Origin of the sequence: Bradyrhizobium denitrificans (genome assembly GCF_013179005.1) — a bacterium.
Lineage (GTDB): Bacteria > Pseudomonadota > Alphaproteobacteria > Rhizobiales > Xanthobacteraceae > Bradyrhizobium > Bradyrhizobium denitrificans.
Genome location: NZ_JABFDP010000008.1, coordinates 136,326 through 156,119, shown reverse-complemented (window position 1 = coordinate 156,119; position 19,794 = coordinate 136,326). Strand labels below are relative to the sequence as shown.

Annotated in this window: 18 protein-coding genes; 6 read left to right on the top strand and 12 right to left on the bottom strand. The window is 66.2% G+C overall.

Annotated elements, in window-relative coordinates; all coding sequences use genetic code 11:
- The first annotated feature begins 1 nt into the window (after position 1).
- Both HL671_RS10685 and lpxB read left to right on the top strand, forming a co-directional pair.
- A complete protein-coding gene (locus HL671_RS10685) occupies positions 2–859 on the top strand; it encodes an LpxI family protein (RefSeq protein ID WP_012044533.1) in 858 nt (285 codons plus the stop codon).
- The gene (gene lpxB, locus HL671_RS10680; protein ID WP_172236377.1) at positions 856–2,049 is read left to right on the top strand and encodes a lipid-A-disaccharide synthase; all 1,194 of its coding nucleotides are present in this window, start codon (positions 856–858) and stop codon (positions 2,047–2,049) included. The genes HL671_RS10685 and lpxB overlap by 4 nt, the downstream gene beginning before the upstream one ends.
- A gap of 40 nt (positions 2,050–2,089) precedes the next feature.
- Here lpxB and HL671_RS10675 read toward each other — a convergent pair whose 3' ends face one another.
- From HL671_RS10675 to gltX, 3 genes are all read right to left on the bottom strand, one after another.
- Complete coding sequence (locus tag HL671_RS10675; protein ID WP_172236376.1) at positions 2,090–2,866, bottom strand: dienelactone hydrolase family protein; 777 nt, start codon at positions 2,864–2,866, stop codon at positions 2,090–2,092.
- A gap of 100 nt (positions 2,867–2,966) precedes the next feature.
- Positions 2,967–4,271, bottom strand: a complete 1,305-nt coding sequence (gltA, locus tag HL671_RS10670; protein WP_012044530.1) for a citrate synthase — start codon at positions 4,269–4,271, stop codon at positions 2,967–2,969.
- A gap of 333 nt (positions 4,272–4,604) precedes the next feature.
- Positions 4,605–6,029: a glutamate--tRNA ligase gene (gene gltX / locus HL671_RS10665; RefSeq protein WP_172236375.1), complete on the bottom strand. Its 1,425-nt coding sequence runs from the start codon at positions 6,027–6,029 to the stop codon at positions 4,605–4,607.
- Between the two features lie 136 nt (positions 6,030–6,165).
- Here gltX and HL671_RS10660 point away from each other — a divergent pair, with 136 nt between their 5' ends.
- Positions 6,166–7,857, top strand: coding sequence for a glutamine--tRNA ligase/YqeY domain fusion protein (locus HL671_RS10660; protein WP_172236374.1), 1,692 nt, complete (start codon positions 6,166–6,168; stop codon positions 7,855–7,857).
- A 26-nt stretch (positions 7,858–7,883) separates the two neighbouring features.
- Here the strand turns inward: HL671_RS10660 and HL671_RS10655 are convergent, their stop codons facing one another.
- A complete protein-coding gene (locus tag HL671_RS10655) occupies positions 7,884–8,096 on the bottom strand; it encodes a hypothetical protein (protein ID WP_172236373.1) in 213 nt (70 codons plus the stop codon).
- A gap of 138 nt (positions 8,097–8,234) precedes the next feature.
- Between HL671_RS10655 and HL671_RS10650 the strand changes: the two genes are divergently transcribed.
- Positions 8,235–10,523, top strand: a complete 2,289-nt coding sequence (locus HL671_RS10650; protein ID WP_172236372.1) for a ComEC/Rec2 family competence protein — start codon at positions 8,235–8,237, stop codon at positions 10,521–10,523.
- Positions 10,524–10,824: 301 nt separating this feature from the next.
- Here HL671_RS10650 and HL671_RS10645 read toward each other — a convergent pair whose 3' ends face one another.
- The 8 genes from HL671_RS10645 to HL671_RS10610 all read right to left on the bottom strand — a co-directional run bounded on the left by HL671_RS10645 (position 10,825) and on the right by HL671_RS10610 (position 17,879).
- A complete protein-coding gene (locus HL671_RS10645; RefSeq protein ID WP_012044525.1) occupies positions 10,825–11,265 on the bottom strand; it encodes a hypothetical protein in 441 nt (146 codons plus the stop codon).
- A gap of 392 nt (positions 11,266–11,657) precedes the next feature.
- Complete coding sequence (gene lexA / locus HL671_RS10640; RefSeq protein ID WP_012044524.1) at positions 11,658–12,356, bottom strand: transcriptional repressor LexA; 699 nt, start codon at positions 12,354–12,356, stop codon at positions 11,658–11,660.
- A gap of 201 nt (positions 12,357–12,557) precedes the next feature.
- The gene (locus HL671_RS10635) at positions 12,558–13,766 is read right to left on the bottom strand and encodes a molybdopterin molybdotransferase MoeA (RefSeq protein ID WP_172236371.1); all 1,209 of its coding nucleotides are present in this window, start codon (positions 13,764–13,766) and stop codon (positions 12,558–12,560) included.
- 133 nt (positions 13,767–13,899) lie between these two features.
- Complete coding sequence (locus tag HL671_RS10630) at positions 13,900–14,712, bottom strand: alpha/beta fold hydrolase (protein ID WP_172236370.1); 813 nt, start codon at positions 14,710–14,712, stop codon at positions 13,900–13,902.
- Positions 14,709–15,089, bottom strand: coding sequence for a TfoX/Sxy family protein (locus HL671_RS10625; protein ID WP_172236369.1), 381 nt, complete (start codon positions 15,087–15,089; stop codon positions 14,709–14,711). Before HL671_RS10625 ends, HL671_RS10630 begins: the two co-directional genes overlap by 4 nt.
- A gap of 45 nt (positions 15,090–15,134) precedes the next feature.
- Positions 15,135–15,794, bottom strand: coding sequence for a hypothetical protein (locus tag HL671_RS10620; protein ID WP_172236423.1), 660 nt, complete (start codon positions 15,792–15,794; stop codon positions 15,135–15,137).
- A 276-nt stretch (positions 15,795–16,070) separates the two neighbouring features.
- Entirely contained in the window at positions 16,071–16,700 is a 630-nt protein-coding gene (locus HL671_RS10615) for an HAD family hydrolase (RefSeq protein WP_172236368.1), read from the bottom strand.
- 42 nt (positions 16,701–16,742) lie between these two features.
- Positions 16,743–17,879, bottom strand: coding sequence for an alpha-hydroxy acid oxidase (locus HL671_RS10610; RefSeq protein ID WP_172236367.1), 1,137 nt, complete (start codon positions 17,877–17,879; stop codon positions 16,743–16,745).
- On the opposite strand from HL671_RS10610, the gene HL671_RS37975 reads away from it, so the two are divergent.
- Both HL671_RS37975 and HL671_RS10605 read left to right on the top strand, forming a co-directional pair.
- Positions 17,878–18,051 (top strand): hypothetical protein, encoded by a 174-nt coding sequence (locus HL671_RS37975; protein ID WP_210263844.1) that lies wholly within the window; start codon positions 17,878–17,880, stop codon positions 18,049–18,051. The genes HL671_RS10610 and HL671_RS37975 overlap by 2 nt on opposite strands.
- Positions 18,052–18,318: 267 nt before the next feature.
- Positions 18,319–19,653: a S41 family peptidase gene (locus tag HL671_RS10605; RefSeq protein WP_012044518.1), complete on the top strand. Its 1,335-nt coding sequence runs from the start codon at positions 18,319–18,321 to the stop codon at positions 19,651–19,653.
- Positions 19,654–19,794: the final 141 nt, after the last annotated feature.

The following is a 19,794-nucleotide window of genomic DNA, read 5'->3' as shown; positions in this document are numbered from 1 at the left end:
CATGGGCGGGCCGGCCACCGAGACCTCGCCGCCTGTTGGCCTGATCGCGGCCGGTGGCGTGCTGCCCTTCGCGGTGGCCGACGAGATCGTGGCGCGCGGGCAGACGCCGGTGCTGTTTGCGTTGAAAGGCATCTGCGACCCGAAGCCGCTGGCGCGCTTCCGCCATCACTGGATCGGCCTCGGCCAGCTCGGCAATGCCTTGAAGTTGTTGAAGGCCGAGGGCGTCCGCGACCTGATGTTCATCGGCAACCTCGTGCGTCCCGCGGTCTCCGAGATCCGTATCGACTGGGGCACCTTGCGCGAGCTGCCCTACATCTGGTCGGCATTCCGGGGCGGCGACGATCATCTGCTGTCGGGCGTCGGCCGTATCTTCGAGCGCCACGGCTTCCATATGATCGGCGTCAAGGATGTCGCTCCCAATCTGCTCGTTCCCGAAGGGCATCTGACGCGAAGCCGGCCGAATGATCTGGTCACCGGCGATATCGCCAAGGGGCTCGCCGTGCTCCGCGCCATGGCGCCGTTCGATGTCGGCCAGGCCGTGGTCGTGATCGATGGGCATGTCGTGGCACTCGAAGACATTGGGGGCACCGACGGGCTGTTGGCCCGCGTCGTGCGCCTGCGCGCCGATCGCCGCATCCGGTCCGCGGCCGGGCGAGGCGTGCTGGTGAAGGCGCCGAAATCCGGCCAGGACCTCCGCTATGACCTGCCGACCATCGGTCCGCGCACCGTGGAAGGCCTGTCCGCTGCGGGCCTCGCCGGCGTCGCCGTCTCTGCCGGCTACACGCTGCTGGCCGACCCGCAGGAAACCGTCTCGGCGGCCGATCGTGCCGGCCTGTTCATCACGGGCGTCGCTGCGTGACGGCGCTCCCCGCGGCAGGCCCGGCCATCCGCAGGATCTGTCTGGTCGCGACCGAGGAGTCGGGGGACCGTCTCGGCGCCAGCCTGATGAAGGTGCTGCGCCAACGTCTCGGGGATGGCGTCGCGTTTTCCGGCGTCGGCGGCCGCGGCATGATCGGCGAGGGTCTCGTCTCGCTGTTTCCGATCGAGGAGCTGTCGATCGTCGGTTTCACCGCCGTGCTGAAGCAGCTGCCCAAGATCTTGCGCCTGATCCGCGGCACGGTGGATGCGATCGTCGCGTCGCAGCCGGACGTGCTCGTCATCATCGACAGTCCCGATTTCACCCAGCGCGTGGCGAAGCGGGTTCGCGCGCGCGATGGCGCGATCCCGATCGTCAACTACGTGGCGCCGACCGTGTGGGCGTGGCGGCCGGGCCGGGCACAGACGATGCGTGGCTATGTCGATCATGTCCTCGGCCTGCTGCCGTTCGAGCCCGACGCATTCCGCCGGCTCGATGGTCCGCCCTGCACCTATGTCGGCCATCCCCTGATCGAGCAGCTTGCGAGCCTGCGTCCCACCCCGGAGGAGCAGGCGCGCCGCGAGGCCGCGCCGCCACGGTTGCTGGTGCTGCCCGGCAGCCGCCGCAGCGAGGTCGGGCGGCATATGCCGGTGTTCGGCGAGACCCTGGCCCGGCTGCAGGCCCAAGGCATCGCGTGCGAAGCGGTGCTGCCGACGACACCGCATCTCGAGGCCGCTGTCAAAGCAGGGGTGGCCAATTGGCCGGTGCAGCCGACCATCATCATGGGCGAGGACGAGAAGCGCGCCGCCTTCCGCAGCGCGCGCGCGGCGCTCGCCAAATCCGGTACGGTGACCCTCGAACTCGCGCTGGCCGGCGTGCCGATGGTCACGGCCTATCGCGTCGGCCAAGTCGAAGCCTTCATCCTGCGGCGTCTCGTCAAGGTGCCATCGGTGATCCTCGCCAATCTCGTGATCGGCGAGGCCGTCATTCCGGAGTTCCTGCAGGAAGACTGCACGGCGGACAATCTTGCGCCGGTGCTGGTCGATCTGTTGAAAGACGGGCCCGTCCGCGCCCGCCAAGTTGCCGCGTTCAGTCGCCTCGACAGCATCATGGCGACAGGCGCGGCCTCGCCGAGCGAGCGTGCCGCCGACATCGTGCTGGCGACGATGCGCCGCGAACGAGCGCCGGGCTGATGCGTTCGGGGCGCGGACATCCGGCGATGTCAGGACGCGCTCACCGCAAATGCGCCTGGAGAAAACTGACCGTTCGTGTCAGCGCGTCGGCGGCTTCAGGGCGGCTTGGATCGAAATCGAAGCCGTGGCCCATGCCCGGATAGACGACCAGATCGGCCGCACCGCCGAGTGCCGCGGCACGATCGACAAGCGCCTTGCCCGACGAGAGGGGGACGTTGCGGTCGGCGTCGCCGTGCAGCGCGAGCAGAGGCGGCAGGTGAGCCAGGCCATGCTGAGCCGGGCCGGGAATCCCGCCATAAAACACCACCAGCGCGTCGATCCGCGGATCTGATGCGGCAGAGGTCACGGCGAGGAAGCCGCCATTGGAGAAACCGAGCAGCCCGACCTTGCCGGAGAACACGTCACGTCGCGCCATGAAGGAGACGACGTCGCGGATGCGCGCCGACCACTTTGGCAAGTGTTCGGAGAAGTACGCTTGCCGCGAAGCCTGATCAGATGATCCCATCGGCTCGATGTCGGCGGCGGCGTAGTAGGAGACGAGAACCGCATCGATCCCCTTCTGAGCCAGCGTCTCGGCATAACGTCGATACGCTGCCGCAAAGCGCTCAATCCCCTGTGCGCCGTGGAGAATGATCACGGCCGGCCGCCTGCCGTCCTGACGGCCGGGAAACAGCTTGATCGCGACCGGCGCGTCGGCGGTCGCGACGGTCAGTTCCTGCGGCGCTGCATCGTCTGCATGCGTTGGGCTCGCGCCGATGCAGGCCAGCATCAGCGCCGTGGCGCAGATCCGTCGGAAGAGCCGAAGCCGTTTGGCCATTGCGCCGCCCTTGCGCTGTTGAGATCAGACCATCCAACCGCAATGAAAAAGGCCCGTCCAGCGCTCTGGACGGGCCCTTGATGATTGATCTCGCTATCGATCAGCCGCGCTTGTCGATCTCGACATAGTTGCGGGTGGCCACGCCGGTGTAGAGCTGGCGCGGCCGGCCGATCTTCTGCTGCGGGTCCTCGATCATCTCGCTCCACTGGCTGATCCAGCCGACGGTGCGGGCGACCGCGAACAGCACGGTGAACATCGAGACCGGGAAGCCCATCGCCTTGAGCGTGATGCCCGAATAGAAGTCGACGTTCGGATACAGCTTGCGGTCGATGAAGTACTGATCGCTGAGCGCGATCTTCTCGAGCTCCAGCGCGACCTTCAGCATCTGGTCGTCGGCGTGGCCCGTCTCCTTGAGCACCGCGTGACACATCTTCTGCATGATCTTGGCGCGCGGGTCGTAGTTCTTGTAGACGCGATGGCCGAAGCCCATCAGGCGCACGTCGCTGTTCTTGTCCTTCACCTTGGCGATGAACTCAGGGATCTTGTCGACGGTGCCGATCTCGGCCAGCATGTTCAGTGCGGCCTCATTGGCGCCGCCATGCGCCGGGCCCCACAGGCAGGCAATGCCGGCGGCGATGCAGGCGAACGGATTGGCGCCCGAGGAGCCGGCGATGCGGACCGTCGAGGTCGACGCGTTCTGCTCGTGATCGGCGTGCAGGATGAAGATCTTGTCGAGCGCGTCGGCGAGCACCGGGTTCGGCTTGTAATCCTCGCACGGCACGGCGAAGCACATGTGCAGGAAGTTCTCGGCGAACGACAGCGCGTTCTTCGGATAAACGAAGGGCTGGCCGATGGTGTATTTGTAGGCCATCGCCGCGAGCGTCGGGATCTTCGCGATCATCCGCATCGACGCGATCATGCGCTGCTTCGGATCGTTGATGTCGGTCGAGTCGTGGTAGAACGCGGCCAGCGCGCCGACCGAGGCCACCATGACCGCCATCGGATGCGCGTCACGGCGGAAGCCGTGGAAGAAGCGCGACATCTGCTCGTGCACCATCGTGTGATGGGTCACGCGATAGTCGAAGTCTTTCTTCTGCGCCGCCGTCGGGAGTTCCCCGTACAGCAGGAGATAGCAGGTCTCCAGGAAGTCGCCCTTCTCGGCGAGCTGCTCGATCGGGTAGCCGCGGTATTCCAGGACGCCGGCGTCGCCGTCGATATAGGTGATCTTGGACTGGCAGCTGCCGGTGGAGGTGAAGCCGGGGTCATAGGTGAACATCCCGGTCTGGGCGTAGAGCTTGCCGATGTCGATGACGTCGGGGCCCACCGTGCCGCTCAGGATCGGAAGATCAAAGTTCTTGTTGCCGACGGTGAGGGTCGCGGTCTTGCTTGCGGATTTTGCGTCCATCGTTTGTCCCCGATGAGATCGTTAGGCTTGGCCCTTGTTCTTTTTGAGAGATGGCAGGGCGGGTGGACTTTATCTAGTGCGGTGGCTTTGACATTCGCGTCAGAGACATTCGCGTCAAAGACATTCGCATGCACTTTCGCTGCGAAGACCTTAAGCGAAGGTCAAATCCGAAACCGCACTGGATTCTTATACTTACTAGTGTCCTTCGGCTGTAACATCCGTAAACGAGGCCCGCCGCAACGTGTTACGAATGCCAAAGCCGGGACACCGGTTGGTGCCGCGCAAATGCGTATCGTATTGCCCTGTGCGCTGCAAGATGGGGTAAATGAGACCTTATGAGGTGGTCTGATCTTTGAGACGGCCTAGGGATTCATCACGCCCCAGAATTGCCAAAACGTCGAAGATGCCGGGCGAGGTGGTCCGTCCGGTCAGCGCGGCGCGCAGCGGCTGGGCCACCGCGCCCAGCTTGAGATTGTTCGTTTCGGCAAATGCACGCAGCGCGGCTTCTGTGGCCGGGCCGCTCCAGGGCTCCACGGCCGCCAGCGCGTCGTGCAGTCGGCCGATCAAGGCGCGACTGTCCGGCGTCAGCAGGGCGGCAGCCTTGGCATCGATCGGCAGCGGCCGGTCGGCGAAGAGGAAGGCGGCGCCGTCGATCAGCTCCAGCAGCGTCTTGGCGCGCTCCTTCAGGCTCGGCATCGCCTGGGTCAGCTGCGCGCGCGTCGCGTCATTGAGCTTGGCCTTGAGCGTCGCGCCGTTCGGCACGTAATTCAGCACGTCCTCGAACTGCCGGACGAGCGCTGCGTCATCGCTGTGGCGGATATAGTGGCCGTTGAGATTTTCCAGCTTGGCGAAGTCGAAACGCGCCGCCGAGCGGCCGATCGCCGGCAGATCGAACGCTTTGATCATCTCCTCGGTCGAGAAAATCTCCTGGTCGCCATGGCTCCAGCCGAGCCGCACCAGGTAATTGCGCAGCGCGGACGGCAAATATCCCATCGCGCGGTAGGCATCGACGCCGAGTGCGCCGTGGCGCTTCGACAGCTTCGAACCGTCGGGCCCGTGAATCAACGGGATGTGCGACATCGACGGCACCGTCCAGCCCAGCGCATCGTAGATCTGCTTCTGGCGCGCGGCGTTGATCAGATGGTCGTCGCCGCGGATCACATGGGTGACCCCCATATCGTGATCGTCGACCACCACGGCCAGCATATAGGTCGGATTGCCATCGCCTCGCAGCAGCACGAGGTCGTCGAGATTCTCGTTCTGCCAGACCACGCGGCCCTGCACCTGGTCCTCGATGACGGTCTCGCCGGTCAGCGGTGCGCGCAGCCGGATCGTCGGCTTGACGTCGCCTGGCGCGTCCTTCGGGTCGCGGTCGCGCCACATCCCGTCATAGAGCCGGGTACGGCCTTCGGCGCGCGCCTTCTCGCGCATGGCAGCCAGCTCTTCCGCGGTGGCATAGCAGCGATACGCCATGCCGCTGGCGAGCAGCTGCTCGGCGACCTCGCGGTGGCGCGCGGCGCGGCTATATTGGTAGATGACCTCGCCGTCCCAATCGAGTTCGAGCCATTTCAGCCCGTCCAGGATGGCGTCGATCGCTGCCGTCGTCGAGCGCTCGCGGTCGGTGTCCTCGATTCTGAGCAGCATCTTGCCGCCGCGGCCGCGCGCATACAGCCAGTTGAACAGCGCCGTCCGGGCGCCTCCGATATGGAGAAAGCCGGTCGGGGAGGGGGCAAAGCGCGTGACGATCGGTGAGGTCATGGGCGGCAGCACGAAATCCAGGCAGGGGCTGTAAAGGGCGGGGGGTGTATAGCAGGCCTATCGCATAACTAAAGCCTTCCTTGGGGGAGGCGGATTTGGCAGATAGGCTGCCAAATTCCGGAGCAGGATATTCTTGATGACCACGACGACAGACACGGCAGCGACGGCTGAGGCAGGGCGCGACTTCATCCGCGACATCGTCCAGGCCGATCTCGACAGCGGCAGGCACAAGACCGTCGTCACCCGGTTCCCGCCGGAGCCGAACGGCTACCTGCATATCGGCCATGCCAAGTCGATCGGTCTCAACTTCGGCATCGCCAAGGAATTCGGCGGCCGCTGCAATCTGCGTTTCGACGACACCAATCCGACCAAGGAGGAGCAGGAATATATCGATTCCATCCAGGCCGACGTGCGCTGGCTCGGCTACGATTGGGGCGACAACCTGTTCTACGCGTCGGACTATTTCGAGCGGCTTTACGAGTGGGCGGAAGGGCTGATCAAGGCCGGCCTCGCTTATGTCGACGACCAGTCGCAGGAGGAGATCCGGCTGGCGCGCGGCACGCTCACCGAGCCCGGCAAGAACAGCCCGTTCCGCGACCGAACGGTCGAGGAGAATCTCGACCTGTTCCGGCGCATGAAGGCCGGCGAATTCCCGAACGGCGCGCGCGTGCTGCGCGCCAAGATCGACATGGCCGCCGGCAACATCAACCTGCGCGACCCCGTGCTTTACCGGATTCTGCACGCCCATCACCCGCGCACCGGCGACACCTGGAAGATCTATCCGAGCTATGATTACGCCCACGGCCAGTCGGACGCGATCGAGGGCGTCACGCACTCGATCTGCACGCTCGAATTCGAGGATCACCGGCCGCTCTACGAATGGCTCCTCGACAAGCTGCCGGTGCCGTCGCATCCGCATCAATACGAGTTCGCGCGGCTCAACCTGACCTACACGCTGCTGTCCAAGCGCGTGCTGACGCGGCTGGTGCAGGACGGCCACGTTGCCGGCTGGAACGATCCGCGCATGCCGACCATCGCCGGGCTGAAGCGCCGCGGCGTGCCGCCGGCCGCGGTGCGCGAGTTCATCAAGCGCATCGGCATTGCGAAAGCCAACAGCATCGTCGATGTCGGCATGCTCGAATTCTGCATCCGCGAGGAGCTGAACCGCACGGCGTTGCGCCGCATGGCGGTGCTGCGTCCCTTGAAGATGGTGATCGAGAACTATCCGGAAGGCCAGGTCGAGGAACTCGAGGCGATCAACCATCCGGACGATCCATCCGCCGGCACCCGCAAGATCGCTTTCGGCCGCGAGCTTTATATTGAGCAGGACGACTTCATGGAGAACCCGCCCAAGAAGTTCTTCCGCCTGTCGCCCGGCACCGAGGTGCGGCTGCGCTATGCCTATTTCATCAAGTGCCGCGAGGTCATCAAGAACGCGGCCGGCGAGATCGTCGAGCTGCGCTGCACCTATGATCCGGCGACCAAGGGCGGCAACGCGCCCGATGGGCGCAAAGTCAAGGCGACGATGCACTGGCTGCCGGCAGCGCAGTCCCTCACGGCCGAGATCCGCATCTACAATCAGCTGTTCGCCAATCCGAGCCCCAACGCCGCCGACTTCACCGCCGACCTCAACCCCAACTCGCTCGAAGTGCTGACCGACGCCCGGATCGAGCCGGCGATCGCGGCAGCCAATTCGGATGCACCGATGCAGTTCGAGCGCCAGGGCTATTTCGTGCGCGATCCGGACTCGACGCCGGACAAGCTCGTCTTCAACCGCACGATCGGCCTGCGCGATACGTTCGCCAAGGAAGTCGCGAAAGGCGGATGATGCGCCCGGCCGGCGCGATCGCCGCCTCAGGTGATCGCGTCATGGCCAGCCTCGGTCAGCCTCGGCACGCCGTTGCTGACCTCGACAAGACCGCGGGCGGTGAGCAGCGCAATATCCTCGTCCGCGACGGGCGAGAGCGCGAGCCGGCGTCCTTTGATGTCTCGCAATGTCCAGCGCAGGTGGATCGCCTTCTCGAGATCGAGATCGGCAAGGGGGTCGTCAATACGGTCGTCGTCCATGCCCCAATAAGCACCGATGCGACCCAAAGTTCCAATCACCATTCGTGCACATAGCTGCGAGATTCGCGTTTTGTTCCGCTAGGCCAGTTCCGCTGAGTTCCGCTAGCCTCTGCTTCCGTAAAATTACGGGGTACCGAGATGGCGGAGCCCGCCAGGCCGCCAGGATGGCGTCGCGGGATCGCGGGCGTGATGGCCGATGTCTGGCCGCCACGCGGCGCGCGGACCGGAGGCTGGCCTGAGGTCGGCGCCGACGCCTGGCCGTCGCTATCCGCCCATCTGACGCGCTGGACGCGCGAGGAGGCCGGGGCTGGCCGGCTGCTGCCCTGGGTGCCGGTCGCCTTCGGCGCCGGCATTGCGGTTTATTTTGCCGCCGATCATGAGCCCGCGCTGTGGGCAAGCGTGCCGACCGCGCTGCTGCTCTGCATCGTCGCCGCGCTGATGCGGCGGCATCCGCTGTTTCCGGCGGTGGTGATGATCGCGGCCGCGGCGTCCGGCTATGCGGTCGCGACCAGCAAGACCGCACGCGTGGCGCATCCGGTGCTGCCTCGGCCGCTTTACTCCGTGGCGCTGTCCGGCTTCGTCGAGGCGCGTGACATCCGCGAGCGCAGCGATCGCATCGTGCTGCGTGTGACCGCGATGGAGAGCGATCGCCACGCGATCACGCTGACGCGCGTCCGGCTGGCCGTGCGCAAGGGCACCGCGCCCGATGTCGGCAGCTTCGTGCAGCTCAAGGCGCGGCTGCTGCCCCCACTGGCGCCGGTGCGGCCCGGCAGCTACGATTTCGCGCGCGACATGTTCTTCCAAGGCATCGGCGCCTCCGGCTTCGTAATGGGCGGGATCACGACGCTGACGCCGCCGCAGGAGGGCGGCTTTGGCCTGCGCTATGGGGCGGCCATGCAGGGCCTGCGCGATGCGATCGACGCGCGCATCCGGGCCCGGCTCGATGGCGACGAGCGCGCCATCGCGACCGCGCTGCTGACCGGCCGGCGCGATGCGATCACGCCTGATGTCAACGACGCGATGTTCATCTCGGGCCTCGGCCATGTGCTCTCGATCTCGGGCTATCACATGGCGGTGGTCGCGGGCGTCGTGTTCTTCGCGGTGCGCGCGCTGCTCGCACTGATCCCCGGCCTCACGGTGAGCCTCCCGATCAAGAAATGGGCGGCTGCGGCGGCTTTGGTCGCGGCGGCGTTCTATCTGCTCCTGTCGGGCGCGGAGGTCGCGACACAGCGGTCGTTCTTCATGACGGCCGTCGTGCTGATCGCAGTCATGGTCGACCGCCGCGCGGTGACGTTCCGCACGCTGGCCGTCGCGGCGATGATCGTCCTGATCGCGGCGCCCGAAGCGCTCGTCCATCCGAGCTTTCAGATGTCGTTCGCGGCGACGCTCGGCCTGGTCGCGCTGGTGCAATTCGGGCTGCCGCGATTATTCGCGACGCCGGACAGGTCCGTCACCGAACGCATCGCATTATGGGGCGGCCGCGAACTCGCGATGCTGCTCTTGGCCTCGCTGATCGCTGGGCTCGCCACGACGCCCTATGCGGCGTTTCACTTCCATCGGATCACGCCCTATGGCGTGCTGGCCAATCTTGCGGCCATGCCCGTGGTCTCGGCGCTGGTGATGCCGGCCGGCCTGCTGGGACTGCTTGCGGCGCCCTTCGGACTCGACGGTCTTTGCTGGACATTGATGGGCTGGGGCATCGACTGGATGATCGCGGTGACGCGCTGGGTGGCGGCGCTACCTGGGGCCGTCGGACGCGTCACGGCGTTCGGCATCGGTCCGCTGATCCTGGCCAGTTTCGGGCTCCTGCTCATCGGCCTGTTGCGGACACCGCTGCGCTGGTCGGGCGCGGTCCTGATCGCTATTGCCACGATCTGGTCCGTCAGCACGCCGCAGCCGGACATCCTGATTTCCGGCGACGGACGCGCGGTCGCCGTGCGCGGGCGCGACGGTCGGCTGCATGTGATGCGGACCGGCAAGGATGTGTTCGTCGTCAAGGAGTGGCTGGCGGCCGATGCCGATCCGCGCGTGCCGTCGGACCCCACCCTGGGAGACGGGGTGTCCTGCGACGAGTCCGGTTGTGTGATGGCCATGGCCGATGGCCGGTTCGTGGCGCTGACGCTGCGCCCGGAGGCGCTGGCCGACGATTGCACGCGCGCGGCACTGATCGTGACGTCGCGCGCTGCGCCAGCGTCCTGCGCAGCCGCCGCGATTGATCGCCAGCGCCTGCAGCAGCAGGGCGCCTTGATGCTGGCGACGCAGGGGGCGGGATTTGCTGTCACACCGGCGCGCGCCGTCGGCACCAGCCGGCCATGGTGGCCAGCCGCCGAGACGGGCGAGTTCGAGCCGGTGCTGACGCCGCGCGCGTCGATGCCACGCGTCCAGGACGCGACACCGCCTGAGGCGGAGCAGGGTGCAGATGATTAGGTCGTTCACGACCGGCGAGGGGGCCGGTTCACCCACGCAATCATCTCAAATGGAACGCCAACATCACGAGACGCTCCGCGGACTCACAAGATGACCGCCGAGCGCCCCATGTTCGTTACCAGATGTTCGTTTCCAGAGGCCGCCAAGCGGCGGCCGCCGGTTGTTGCCAAAACGAGGAGCTGCCGCGCCGCGTCGGTGCGATCCGAAGAATGGGCTTGGCGAATCCAGACTCGGCGAATCCAGACGCGCCGAACGAGGGTGGATTTGCCAAGAAAACGCGAGCGGGTGCCGAGCGGTACGATCAGGTGATGCTGATACGGCGAATCGTCGGGCTTTCTGTCGCCGGAAGCTCCTCCGCAACATCCGGGCGTCGATCGGCTGATGGCTTGGTGACCGGCAGCTGCAGCACGGTTACGCGCTGGCCCTCGCACAGCTGGGTGACAAGCACATGGCGCCCGTCGGCGAACTCAACGGCGTCGTGATGGCGATCGGGGACGTGCTTCTCGATGGTGTTGAACTTGGCCACGCGCTCGCGGATCGTGCGGGTCCACAGCCAGCGGCTATCGTAGCGGACGTCCTCGGCGAACGCGAGCTCGGTGCCGGGGAGCATGCAGACCGCGACGTTGGGCTCGCTTTCCAAGGCGAAGCCACGGGTCGCGGTGCCGCGGAACGTCGTCGAAATCAGCGTCTCGCCGACCTTGGCGGGACGGGAGGCAACGGCATGGAGGCTGTAGTCACACATCGGATCGCTCCTCGTTCAGAGATAGCCGACCCACGCTCCCCCCGGACAGGCGCAGGCCTCTATCAGAGTGGACATCAAGGAGGATGTTAGCGCGCGCTTCGCGGCATTTCTGCGCTGATCTGCACGGCCTCTGCCTGCGCGCGATCACAAGCGTTTGAGCACGCGTTCGAGTCTGCCGCGTTGCACATCCGTTGCACATCATGAGGTGCATTGGCAGAGGGCGTGATTGCTCGCCGCCAGCGGCCGCTGTCGCGCGACGCACCGCTTCCTGAGGTGGCCGCCGCATCGTCCCGACGGCGGAGCTCACTCACGCCCCCGGTCAGTGTTGAGGTCCGCTGATCGTGACGACCGCCGAGCTTGTCGGCGTCAGTATCCGCGCAGCATGTCCGCGATCAGTATTTGCGATAGAGGCCAACCAGCTTGCCCTGGATCTTCACCCGGTTGGGCGGCAGGATGCGCACCTCGTAAGCGGTGTTGGCGGGCTCCAGCGCGATCGAGGCGCCGCGGCGCCGGAAGCGCTTCAATGTCGCTTCCTCATCGTCGATCAGCGCCACCACGATGTCGCCGGTGTCGGCGGTCTCGTTGCGCTGGATCAGCGCCATGTCGCCGTCGAGAATACCGGCATCGACCATCGAATCGCCGCGCACTTCGAGGGCGTAATGATCGCCATTGCCGAGCATGTCAGCCGGAACGCTGATTGTATGGCTGCGGGTCTGCAGCGCCTCGATCGGGGTACCGGCGGCAATCCGGCCCATGACCGGCACCGCGACGGGCCGTTCGCCGTCGTCGAGCGCCGGCGTGGAGGTTCTCACCTTGCCGAGATTCCCCTCGATGACCGACGGCGTGAAACCGCGGCGATTGCTGGCCGCCTGCGACAGCTCCGGAAGCTTGATCACCTCGATCGCGCGGGCGCGATTGGGCAACCGACGGATGAAGCCACGCTCCTCCAGCGCCGTGATCAGGCGATGGATGCCGGACTTCGAGCGCAGGTCGAGCGCATCTTTCATCTCGTCGAAGGACGGCGGCACACCGGCTTCCTTGAGCCGTTCATTGATGAACCGCAGAAGTTCGTACTGTTTGCGCGTCAGCATCTCGACCTGGTCCCCAGTTGGTGTCGTCCGAGTCCCGTGCCGTGCTCCGACGACCAGCGTTCGAGAGCGAAGGGGAATCGGACGATCGCGTTCGCCCGCAACATACTAAAAACAAATCATGAACGGACACTATATGTTCGATGTGTGTTCCGCAATCCCAAAAATATGGTGAACGGACCGGGATTTGCCGGGGAAATCGGCTCAGAGCGGAAGGCGCAGGATCTCGCATGGGCTGCCGGCCGATGCCTTCGGCGCGAACGCCGGGCGGATCACCAGCGCCTGCGACAGCGCGAGATTCCCGAGCAGCGAGGAATCCTGCTGCGTCACGGGGGTTGCGATCAGCGTGCCGTCGGCGCGCTTGTCGAGCTGTGCCCGCAGATAGTCCTCACGCGAATCGTTGGCGCCGAGGTCGCGGCCGAGCAGGGCGGTCTCGCGCGGCAGCTGCGGCTCCCGGCCGAGCAGGCTGCGAATCAGCGGCACCAGAAACAGGATCGCGCAGACATAGGACGACACCGGATTACCCGGCAGACCGATGACGCGCATGCCGGCGAGGCGGCCATGCATCATCGGCTTGCCCGGGCGCATCGCGATCTTCCAGAACGCCATCTCGACGCCCTCGGCCTCGAGCGCCTGCTTGACCAGGTCATGATCGCCAACCGACGCGCCGCCGGTGGTGACGAGAATGTCGGCCGCGGCCTCGCGCGCGCGGCGAATGCCGGCGACGGTCGCTTCGAGCGTATCGGCGGCAATGCCGAGATCGATGGCTTCGGCGCCTTCGCTGCGCACCAGCGCGCGCAGCGCGTAGCCGTTGGAATAGACGATCTGGCCGGGCCCGGGCGTGGATCCCGGCATCACCAGCTCGTCGCCGGTCGCGAGCAGCGCCACCTTCGGCCGGCGCCGTACCGGCAGCGCCGGATGGTTCATGCTGGCGGCGAGCGACAGATCGCGGTCGCTGAGACGGCGTCCGGCCTGCAGCAGCACCATGCCCTGGTGGAAGTCCACGCCGGCGGGCCGGATGTGCCGGCCCTTGATCGCCGGCTCCGTGATCACGACGTGGCCATCCTCGGCGATCGTGTCCTCCTGGATCACGACCGCATCGGCGCCCTCCGGCACCACGCCGCCGGTGAAGATTCGGGCGGTCTCGCCGGGCCCCACGACGCGGTCGAACGGCCGTCCCGCCGCGACCTCGCCGATGACTTTCAATCGTGCCTTGGGCTTGTCGGCGTCGGCTGCGCGCAGAGCATAGCCGTCCATCGCCGACATCGCTTCGGGCGGCTGGGTCCGCAGCGCCGCGAGGTCGCGGGCGAGCACCCGGTGAAACGCGGCGTCCAACCCCACCTTTTCCTCGGCCAGGGGCTCGGCGCCGGCGAGCACTGCAGACAACGCATCGGACACCGGCATCAGGGCCATGGAAGTTCCTTCGGACGGAGACGGGAGGACGACTCGAAAGTCTCGCCTTCTAACCGAACGCACACGGCCCGGCCAAGGTCTAAGCCGCACGCCAAGTTCGCATCAGTCCGCGGGGCCTGCCTCGGCAGCGATCTCACAAGCCCGCGAGAAAGTCCGTGATCAGGCGGGTGACCTCCTGCGGCCGCTCCAGGCTCGGCAGATGCGCCGCTTCGGCGATCGCGCAGCCCGAGCCGTTCGGCAATGTGGCCGCGATCAGGCGGCTTCGCTCCTGGATGTGAGGAAAGTCGGACCCGCCCCAGATGATGCGTGACGGCGCGGTGATCTCGGCGAGGCGCGGGAAGGCGGGTGCCGTGTCGAGGTTGGCGCCGACCGCCGGCGCGCGCAGTGCCGCCAGGTTCTTCTGCAGAAAGCTCGCGCGCAGCTCGCCGGTGATGCGGCCTTCCCGCTGCAGCGGTCCATCAAGCCAGAGGTGGACCTTGATCGCGCTGACCCGGTCCCAGTCGCGCGCAGCCTCGGCCGCGGCGAGCCGGGTGAGCAGCGGTTCGATCGGCGGTGGATAGACCGGCTCCGGCGCTCCGCTGACCGACGGCGCGATCAGCACCAGCGCGCGGAGGCGCGACGGATGCAGAAGCGCGAAATCGAGCGCGATGCGGCCGCCTTGCGAGCACGCGACGAGCGTCGCCGGCCGGCCCGGCGCCAACGCATCGATGACGGCGAGGAGGTCAGCGATCGGCGAATGATCTTCCGTCTCCGTCCGCGTCTCGCCGAAGCCGCGCCGGTCATAGGCAATCGCCAGATGCGTTGCCGCGACAGCATCGAGCTGCGCCCGCCACATCGTGCGGTCGAACACGGCGGCATGCAGGAACACCACGGGGGCGCCGTGACCCGCGAGCTCGGCGGCAAGCTGCGCGCGGCCCGAATGGATCCAGATGGTGCTCGACGTCATGCTTGTTTCTCTTGCCAAACCATTCGGGGAGATTTTTTCCGCTTCGCCGCGGCTCGACGCGCCGCCGCCAATGCCGCACGGCTCCAGCTGATGAATTCGTCGGGCTCATCGAAGAGCCGGTCGGGAATGCGCCAGAAGGCGAGGTCGATCGCGACGTCCTTCTTGCGATAGTTCAGCGGCGGATGCGATTGTGCTTCAGCGAACATGGCACGATTGTCATCGTCGACCCGCAGATACAGCGTGTTGTCAGCGACCATGCCGAGCATCGCGCCGTCATGGAAGATACCCGTCTTGCCGAACATGCGCCTGAGCGTGATGGAGCCGAGCGGCGCGAATTGCTCGCGCAGGAATTCGACATAGTCCGGCGTCGCAACCATGCGGGAGCCTCTGCCCTGATCGGCGGGATGCTTGTGCGTACGCCATCATACCACATGCCGGATCCAGACATTCGGCTCGACATAGACGGCGTAATCATGCGCGACTGACGCGGTTACGGGCACCAGCGCGTTGGGCAGCTCGACCTCGCCGGAGCGGTCGAACGTCACGCCGGTCCATTGCGTCCACTCGGCGAGGGTGCCGACGATGGTCATCGAGCATGGCGCGATCTTGATGATCTCGCCGCCGATGGCGAGGTGCGTGCGCAGCCAGGAATCCGCGAGCAGACCATCGGGGCGGCGCTGCTGCAGATAGTCCCGCATCGGCATCCGCGGCAGCTGATGTTTCTGGTTCGGTCGCACCGGCGCGTACAATTCGGCGAAACCTTTCGCGCGTGCGCAGTCCTTGAGCGCCGCGAGCATCGCGCGCGAGCTGCCGGGTACGCGTGCCTTCGGCAGCAGCGCGATCTCCAGCGCGCTCATCGTTGTCGGTCGCCGCTCCAGCATGCGGTCCTCGTGACCCCAGCGGATCACCTCGTCCCAGCCCGTATCGGGGAGCTCGCTGCGGCCCTCAGCACCGAACGCGAAGGGAACGGCAAAGGCGCGCCCGACCACCTCGTCGCCAGCAAGCGCGGCAAAGGCGCAGTCGGCATAATGCGCGAACGCGGCCTCGCTGTAGTACAGCATCGCCGTCCGATCCTGCCGCATGAAGTCGGGCCAGACGCCGTCGAGTTCGGGCGAGAACACGCGGGGAATCAGGTCGGGCCGATCGCCGAGGGAGATGATCTCAAGATCCATTCGCGCTCCAGGAGGCCGCGTTGGTGAGGCTGTCGCGAGCTTAGGCGGTTCGGGCCTGGGTGGCCAGCGATCGCGCGGATGTCGGCCGGACCTGTGGTGACTGCCGCCGGTTTCCTCTTTGCAGGCGGAGCGGCTGCGGGCCGATCGGCGCGCGGGGATCTGGTCAGACATGAGGGGCCGACGCGATCAGATCCCCAACGCCTGCAGGGCCGCGGCGATGTCCTCCGTCGAGCGCACCAGCACCGCCTGCAGCCCGCTGGCACGGGCGCCCTCGATGTTCTCAGCGAGATCGTCGAAGAACAGGATGCGCTCGGCCCGGATTCCAATCGCCTGCACCACGTGCTGATAGGCCGCGGCGTCCGGCTTGCGCAGGCCGATCGACGACGACAGAAAGATCTCGCGGAAATGACCGAGCAGATCGGCGTAGCGCGATGAGAAGTGCTCGATATGCGGCTGGTTGGTGTTGGAGAAGGCGTAGAGCGGCAATCTGTCTGCCGCGCGGACGAGCAGGGGACCGATGCCGGGCATCGGGCCGACAAAGATCGCGTTCCAGCCCTCGAGAAATTGATCGTCGGTGATGTCGATGCCGAGCTGCCGGCGCAGATTGGCGAAGAAGGCAGCATCGGAGACGGTGCCGCGCTCATGCCCGTGATAGATCTCGTCGCGCACAAAGCGCGCGGCGAGATCCTCCGGCGCGCGGCCAGCATGGCTGGCCCAGCGCGACACGACCTGCACGAAATCGATGTCGATCACGACCCGGCCGAGATCGAACAGCAGCGCGTCGACCGCGCCGGGGCGAAGATCGGAGGAGAGCATGTGACGAGATGGCGTTCCCTGGCGGTAGACCGCGACAGCCTCTCAATAGCGGTATGGCGCGATGTCGACCAGAGGAAACGCGCTGAACACGCTCGGCGGATGGGTTGCGGTCGCCGGATGAAGGTAGGAGGTGTTGAGCTCCGCGAAGGAGGCAAGGCCCAGCAGGCCAAGCGTGCGGATCACCTCATCCTCCAGGAGCTCCAGCATGCGCACAATGCCGTCCTCGCCGGCGGCAGCCAGCGCCCAGCATTGCAGCCGCCCGACCCCGACCAGGTCAGCGCCGCAGGCGATCGCCTTGACGATGTCGGTGCCGCGGCAGAAGCCGCCATCGACCATGATCTTGGCGCGGCCGTTTACGGCAGCGACGATCTCAGGCAGCACATGCATGGCGCCGCGCCCATGATCGAGCTGACGGCCGCCATGGTTGGAGACGTAGATCCAATCGACGCCGTGATCGACCGCGATATGGGCGTCCTCCGCGGTCGCGATGCCCTTGATGATCAGCGGCAGCTTGAACTTGTCCTTGATCAGCTTGACGGTGTGCCAGCTCAGCGCCTTCTGGTGGTCGCCGCCCGTGGCGCGCAGCCGGCTCTCGCGCACATAGCGCTTGGCGATGTCGCGCTCGCGCCGGCTGTAATGGGCGGTGTCGACGGTCAGGCAGAACGCCGTGTAGCTGTTGGCGACGGCACGGCTGACATAATCCTCGACGAAGGCGTCATCGCCGCGCACATAGAGCTGGAAGATGCGCAGCGCGTCTGGCGCCGCCTCGGCGGTCCTCTCCAGCCCAGGCTCGGAGACAGAACTCAGCATGTGCGCCGCCCCGAACCGTCCCGCGCCGCGGGCAACCGCGGCCGCGCCGGCGGGATCGAAGATCTCCAGCGCGCCGACAGGGGCCATCACCAGCGGCAGGCGCATCCTGCGCCCGAATCTCTCGACCGAGGCGTCGACCTTGGACACGTCGCGCAGCACACGCGGACGAAACGCGATCTCGTCGAGCGCCATTCGGTTTCGGCGCAGCGTGGTTTCGGTTTCCGCCCCCCCGATGATGTAGTCCCAGGCATTCTGGTTGAGCTGAATCCGCGCCTTCGTGATGAACTCGTGCAGGTTCTGGAACTTTTCGTCGCTGGCGCCGAGCTCGACATTCCGCCACGCCGCCTCGATCGGAGTTTGTTGATTCATGCCCCAGCCTCCCGGCCCCTGTTCTGATTTGCCGGCAAGCATCGCCGATTGGACCCGCGATGCGCAAGCCATTCCGAACTGGCGGACCACCGCGGCCCGGAGCCTGCTGGCGCGCGCCCCCGGCGTGATTCGCAGCGAGGCTTTGGCTCCGCAAGTTGTGATCGCGCGGTGACCGTAAAAGGCCGGGGTGGGCGGCGGCTCGACCTCCAAGACCGGCGCGCAGGACCGGCGCGAGGGTTGAACATTGCCCGGTGAAAGTCCATCTGGGCGGCAGGCGCAGCGCTGCGTCCGGTGGATCCGGAATCTCGACATGGCGCTGCAATATCGGCCTTGAAGAAACCGGAAATGTGGTGTGAGTTCGTGGTCTGATCACCCCGGCCGGTCGTTTGTAACCTAGGTGATTTGGTCGGCCGACAAACGAGCGCGGGAAGCAAAGACAATGCGGAAGAACTGGCTGTTCCTGGCGGGCACGCTGACCGGTGTCGGACTGACCTTGCTGGTCAGCGGACCCGACGGTGCGCAACTGATCGCACGGGCCAAGGCCGCGGCCGGCATGGCCGACACCTATTCGCAGCTCAACCTGTTCGGCGCGGTGTTCGAGCGCGTTCGTGCCGACTACGTCGAAAAGCCCGATGATCCCGCCCTCATCGAGGGGGCGATCAATGGCATGGTGTCATCGCTCGATCCGCATTCGCGCTACATGAACGACAAGTCCTGGCGCGACATGCAGGAAACGACATCCGGTGAGTTCGGCGGCCTCGGTATCGAGGTCACGATGGAGGATGGGCTCGTCAAGGTGGTCGCTCCGATCGACGATACGCCGGCCTCGAAGGCTGGCATTCTCTCGGGTGACCTGATTGCCAAGATCGATGGCGAAGCGGTCCAGGGGCTGACGCTCGAACAGGCCGTTGCCAAGATGAAGGGCGGCGTCAACACCAAGACCAAGCTCACCATCATGCGCAAGGGCAAGGACGCGCCGCTCGACGTGACGCTGACGCGGGAGATCATCCGTGTCCGCCCGGTGCGTTATCACACCGAGGGCGGCGATATCGGCTATATCCGCATCACCTCGTTCAACGAGCAGACCACCGAGAGCCTGCGCAAGGCGATCACCAGCATCTCGAAGGACATTCCGCAGGACAAGCTCGCCGGCTATGTCGTCGACCTGCGCAACAATCCGGGCGGCCTGCTCGACCAGGCGGTGTCGGTGTCCAGCACGTTCCTGCCACGTGGCGAAGTGGTGTCGACGCGCGGGCGCAATCCGGAAGAGACGCAGCGCTTCACGGCGCGTGGCGGCGATCTCACCAAGGGCAAGCCGCTGGTGGTTCTGATCAACGGCGGATCGGCCTCGGCCTCGGAGATCGTCGCGGGCGCGCTGCATGATCACAAGCGCGCGACGCTGGTGGGCACGCGGTCATTCGGCAAGGGCTCGGTGCAGACGATCATTCCGCTCGGGGCCGGCAATGGCGCGCTCGCCCTGACCACCGCGCGCTATTACACGCCGTCGGGCCGCTCGATCCAGGCGCAGGGCATCGCGCCCGACATCGAGGTCAAGCAGGACGTGCCGGATGATCTGAAGGATCGCACCGACATCAAGGGCGAAGCGTCGATGCGCGGACATCTCTCGGCGGCCGACGGCACCGAGCAGACAGGTTCGCAATCCTACGTTCCGCCGGATGAGAAGGACGACAAGGCGCTGCACGCGGCCTTCAACGTGCTGCGCGGCGTCACTGTGAATGCCGACGTTCGCGCCAAGGCAGCGGTGCCGAATTGATCTGACCGGTGTTTCGGAGGGCTGCGCGGCTGCCCTATCGGCGGCCAGATGCTCACACCCGACGGGGCGGCTATGAAGCCGTCCCGCCGTGGTTTTCGACCATCGTGTACAGGCGGACACGGAGTATGTCCGTCTGTTTCA

What these genes read in the sequence shown, in the direction of transcription:
- HL671_RS10685 (WP_012044533.1), top strand. Translation starts at nt 2, where the DNA reads ATGGGCGGGCCGGCCACCGAGACCTCGCCGCCTGTTGGCCTGATCGCG.
- HL671_RS10650 (WP_172236372.1), top strand. Translation starts at nt 8,235, where the DNA reads ATGGCGGAGCCCGCCAGGCCGCCAGGATGGCGTCGCGGGATCGCGGGC.
- HL671_RS37975 (WP_210263844.1), top strand. Translation starts at nt 17,878, where the DNA reads ATGCCCCAGCCTCCCGGCCCCTGTTCTGATTTGCCGGCAAGCATCGCC.
- HL671_RS10620 (WP_172236423.1), bottom strand. Translation starts at nt 15,794, where the DNA reads ATGCGGCAGGATCGGACGGCGATGCTGTACTACAGCGAGGCCGCGTTC.
- HL671_RS10615 (WP_172236368.1), bottom strand. Translation starts at nt 16,700, where the DNA reads ATGCTCTCCTCCGATCTTCGCCCCGGCGCGGTCGACGCGCTGCTGTTC.
- HL671_RS10660 (WP_172236374.1), top strand. Translation starts at nt 6,166, where the DNA reads ATGACCACGACGACAGACACGGCAGCGACGGCTGAGGCAGGGCGCGAC.
- HL671_RS10635 (WP_172236371.1), bottom strand. Translation starts at nt 13,766, where the DNA reads ATGGCCCTGATGCCGGTGTCCGATGCGTTGTCTGCAGTGCTCGCCGGC.
- gltX (WP_172236375.1), bottom strand. Translation starts at nt 6,029, where the DNA reads ATGACCTCACCGATCGTCACGCGCTTTGCCCCCTCCCCGACCGGCTTT.
- lexA (WP_012044524.1), bottom strand. Translation starts at nt 12,356, where the DNA reads ATGCTGACGCGCAAACAGTACGAACTTCTGCGGTTCATCAATGAACGG.
- gltA (WP_012044530.1), bottom strand. Translation starts at nt 4,271, where the DNA reads ATGGACGCAAAATCCGCAAGCAAGACCGCGACCCTCACCGTCGGCAAC.
- HL671_RS10675 (WP_172236376.1), bottom strand. Translation starts at nt 2,866, where the DNA reads ATGGCCAAACGGCTTCGGCTCTTCCGACGGATCTGCGCCACGGCGCTG.
- HL671_RS10605 (WP_012044518.1), top strand. Translation starts at nt 18,319, where the DNA reads ATGCGGAAGAACTGGCTGTTCCTGGCGGGCACGCTGACCGGTGTCGGA.
- HL671_RS10610 (WP_172236367.1), bottom strand. Translation starts at nt 17,879, where the DNA reads ATGAATCAACAAACTCCGATCGAGGCGGCGTGGCGGAATGTCGAGCTC.
- HL671_RS10630 (WP_172236370.1), bottom strand. Translation starts at nt 14,712, where the DNA reads ATGACGTCGAGCACCATCTGGATCCATTCGGGCCGCGCGCAGCTTGCC.
- HL671_RS10625 (WP_172236369.1), bottom strand. Translation starts at nt 15,089, where the DNA reads ATGGTTGCGACGCCGGACTATGTCGAATTCCTGCGCGAGCAATTCGCG.
- HL671_RS10645 (WP_012044525.1), bottom strand. Translation starts at nt 11,265, where the DNA reads ATGTGTGACTACAGCCTCCATGCCGTTGCCTCCCGTCCCGCCAAGGTC.
- HL671_RS10655 (WP_172236373.1), bottom strand. Translation starts at nt 8,096, where the DNA reads ATGGACGACGACCGTATTGACGACCCCCTTGCCGATCTCGATCTCGAG.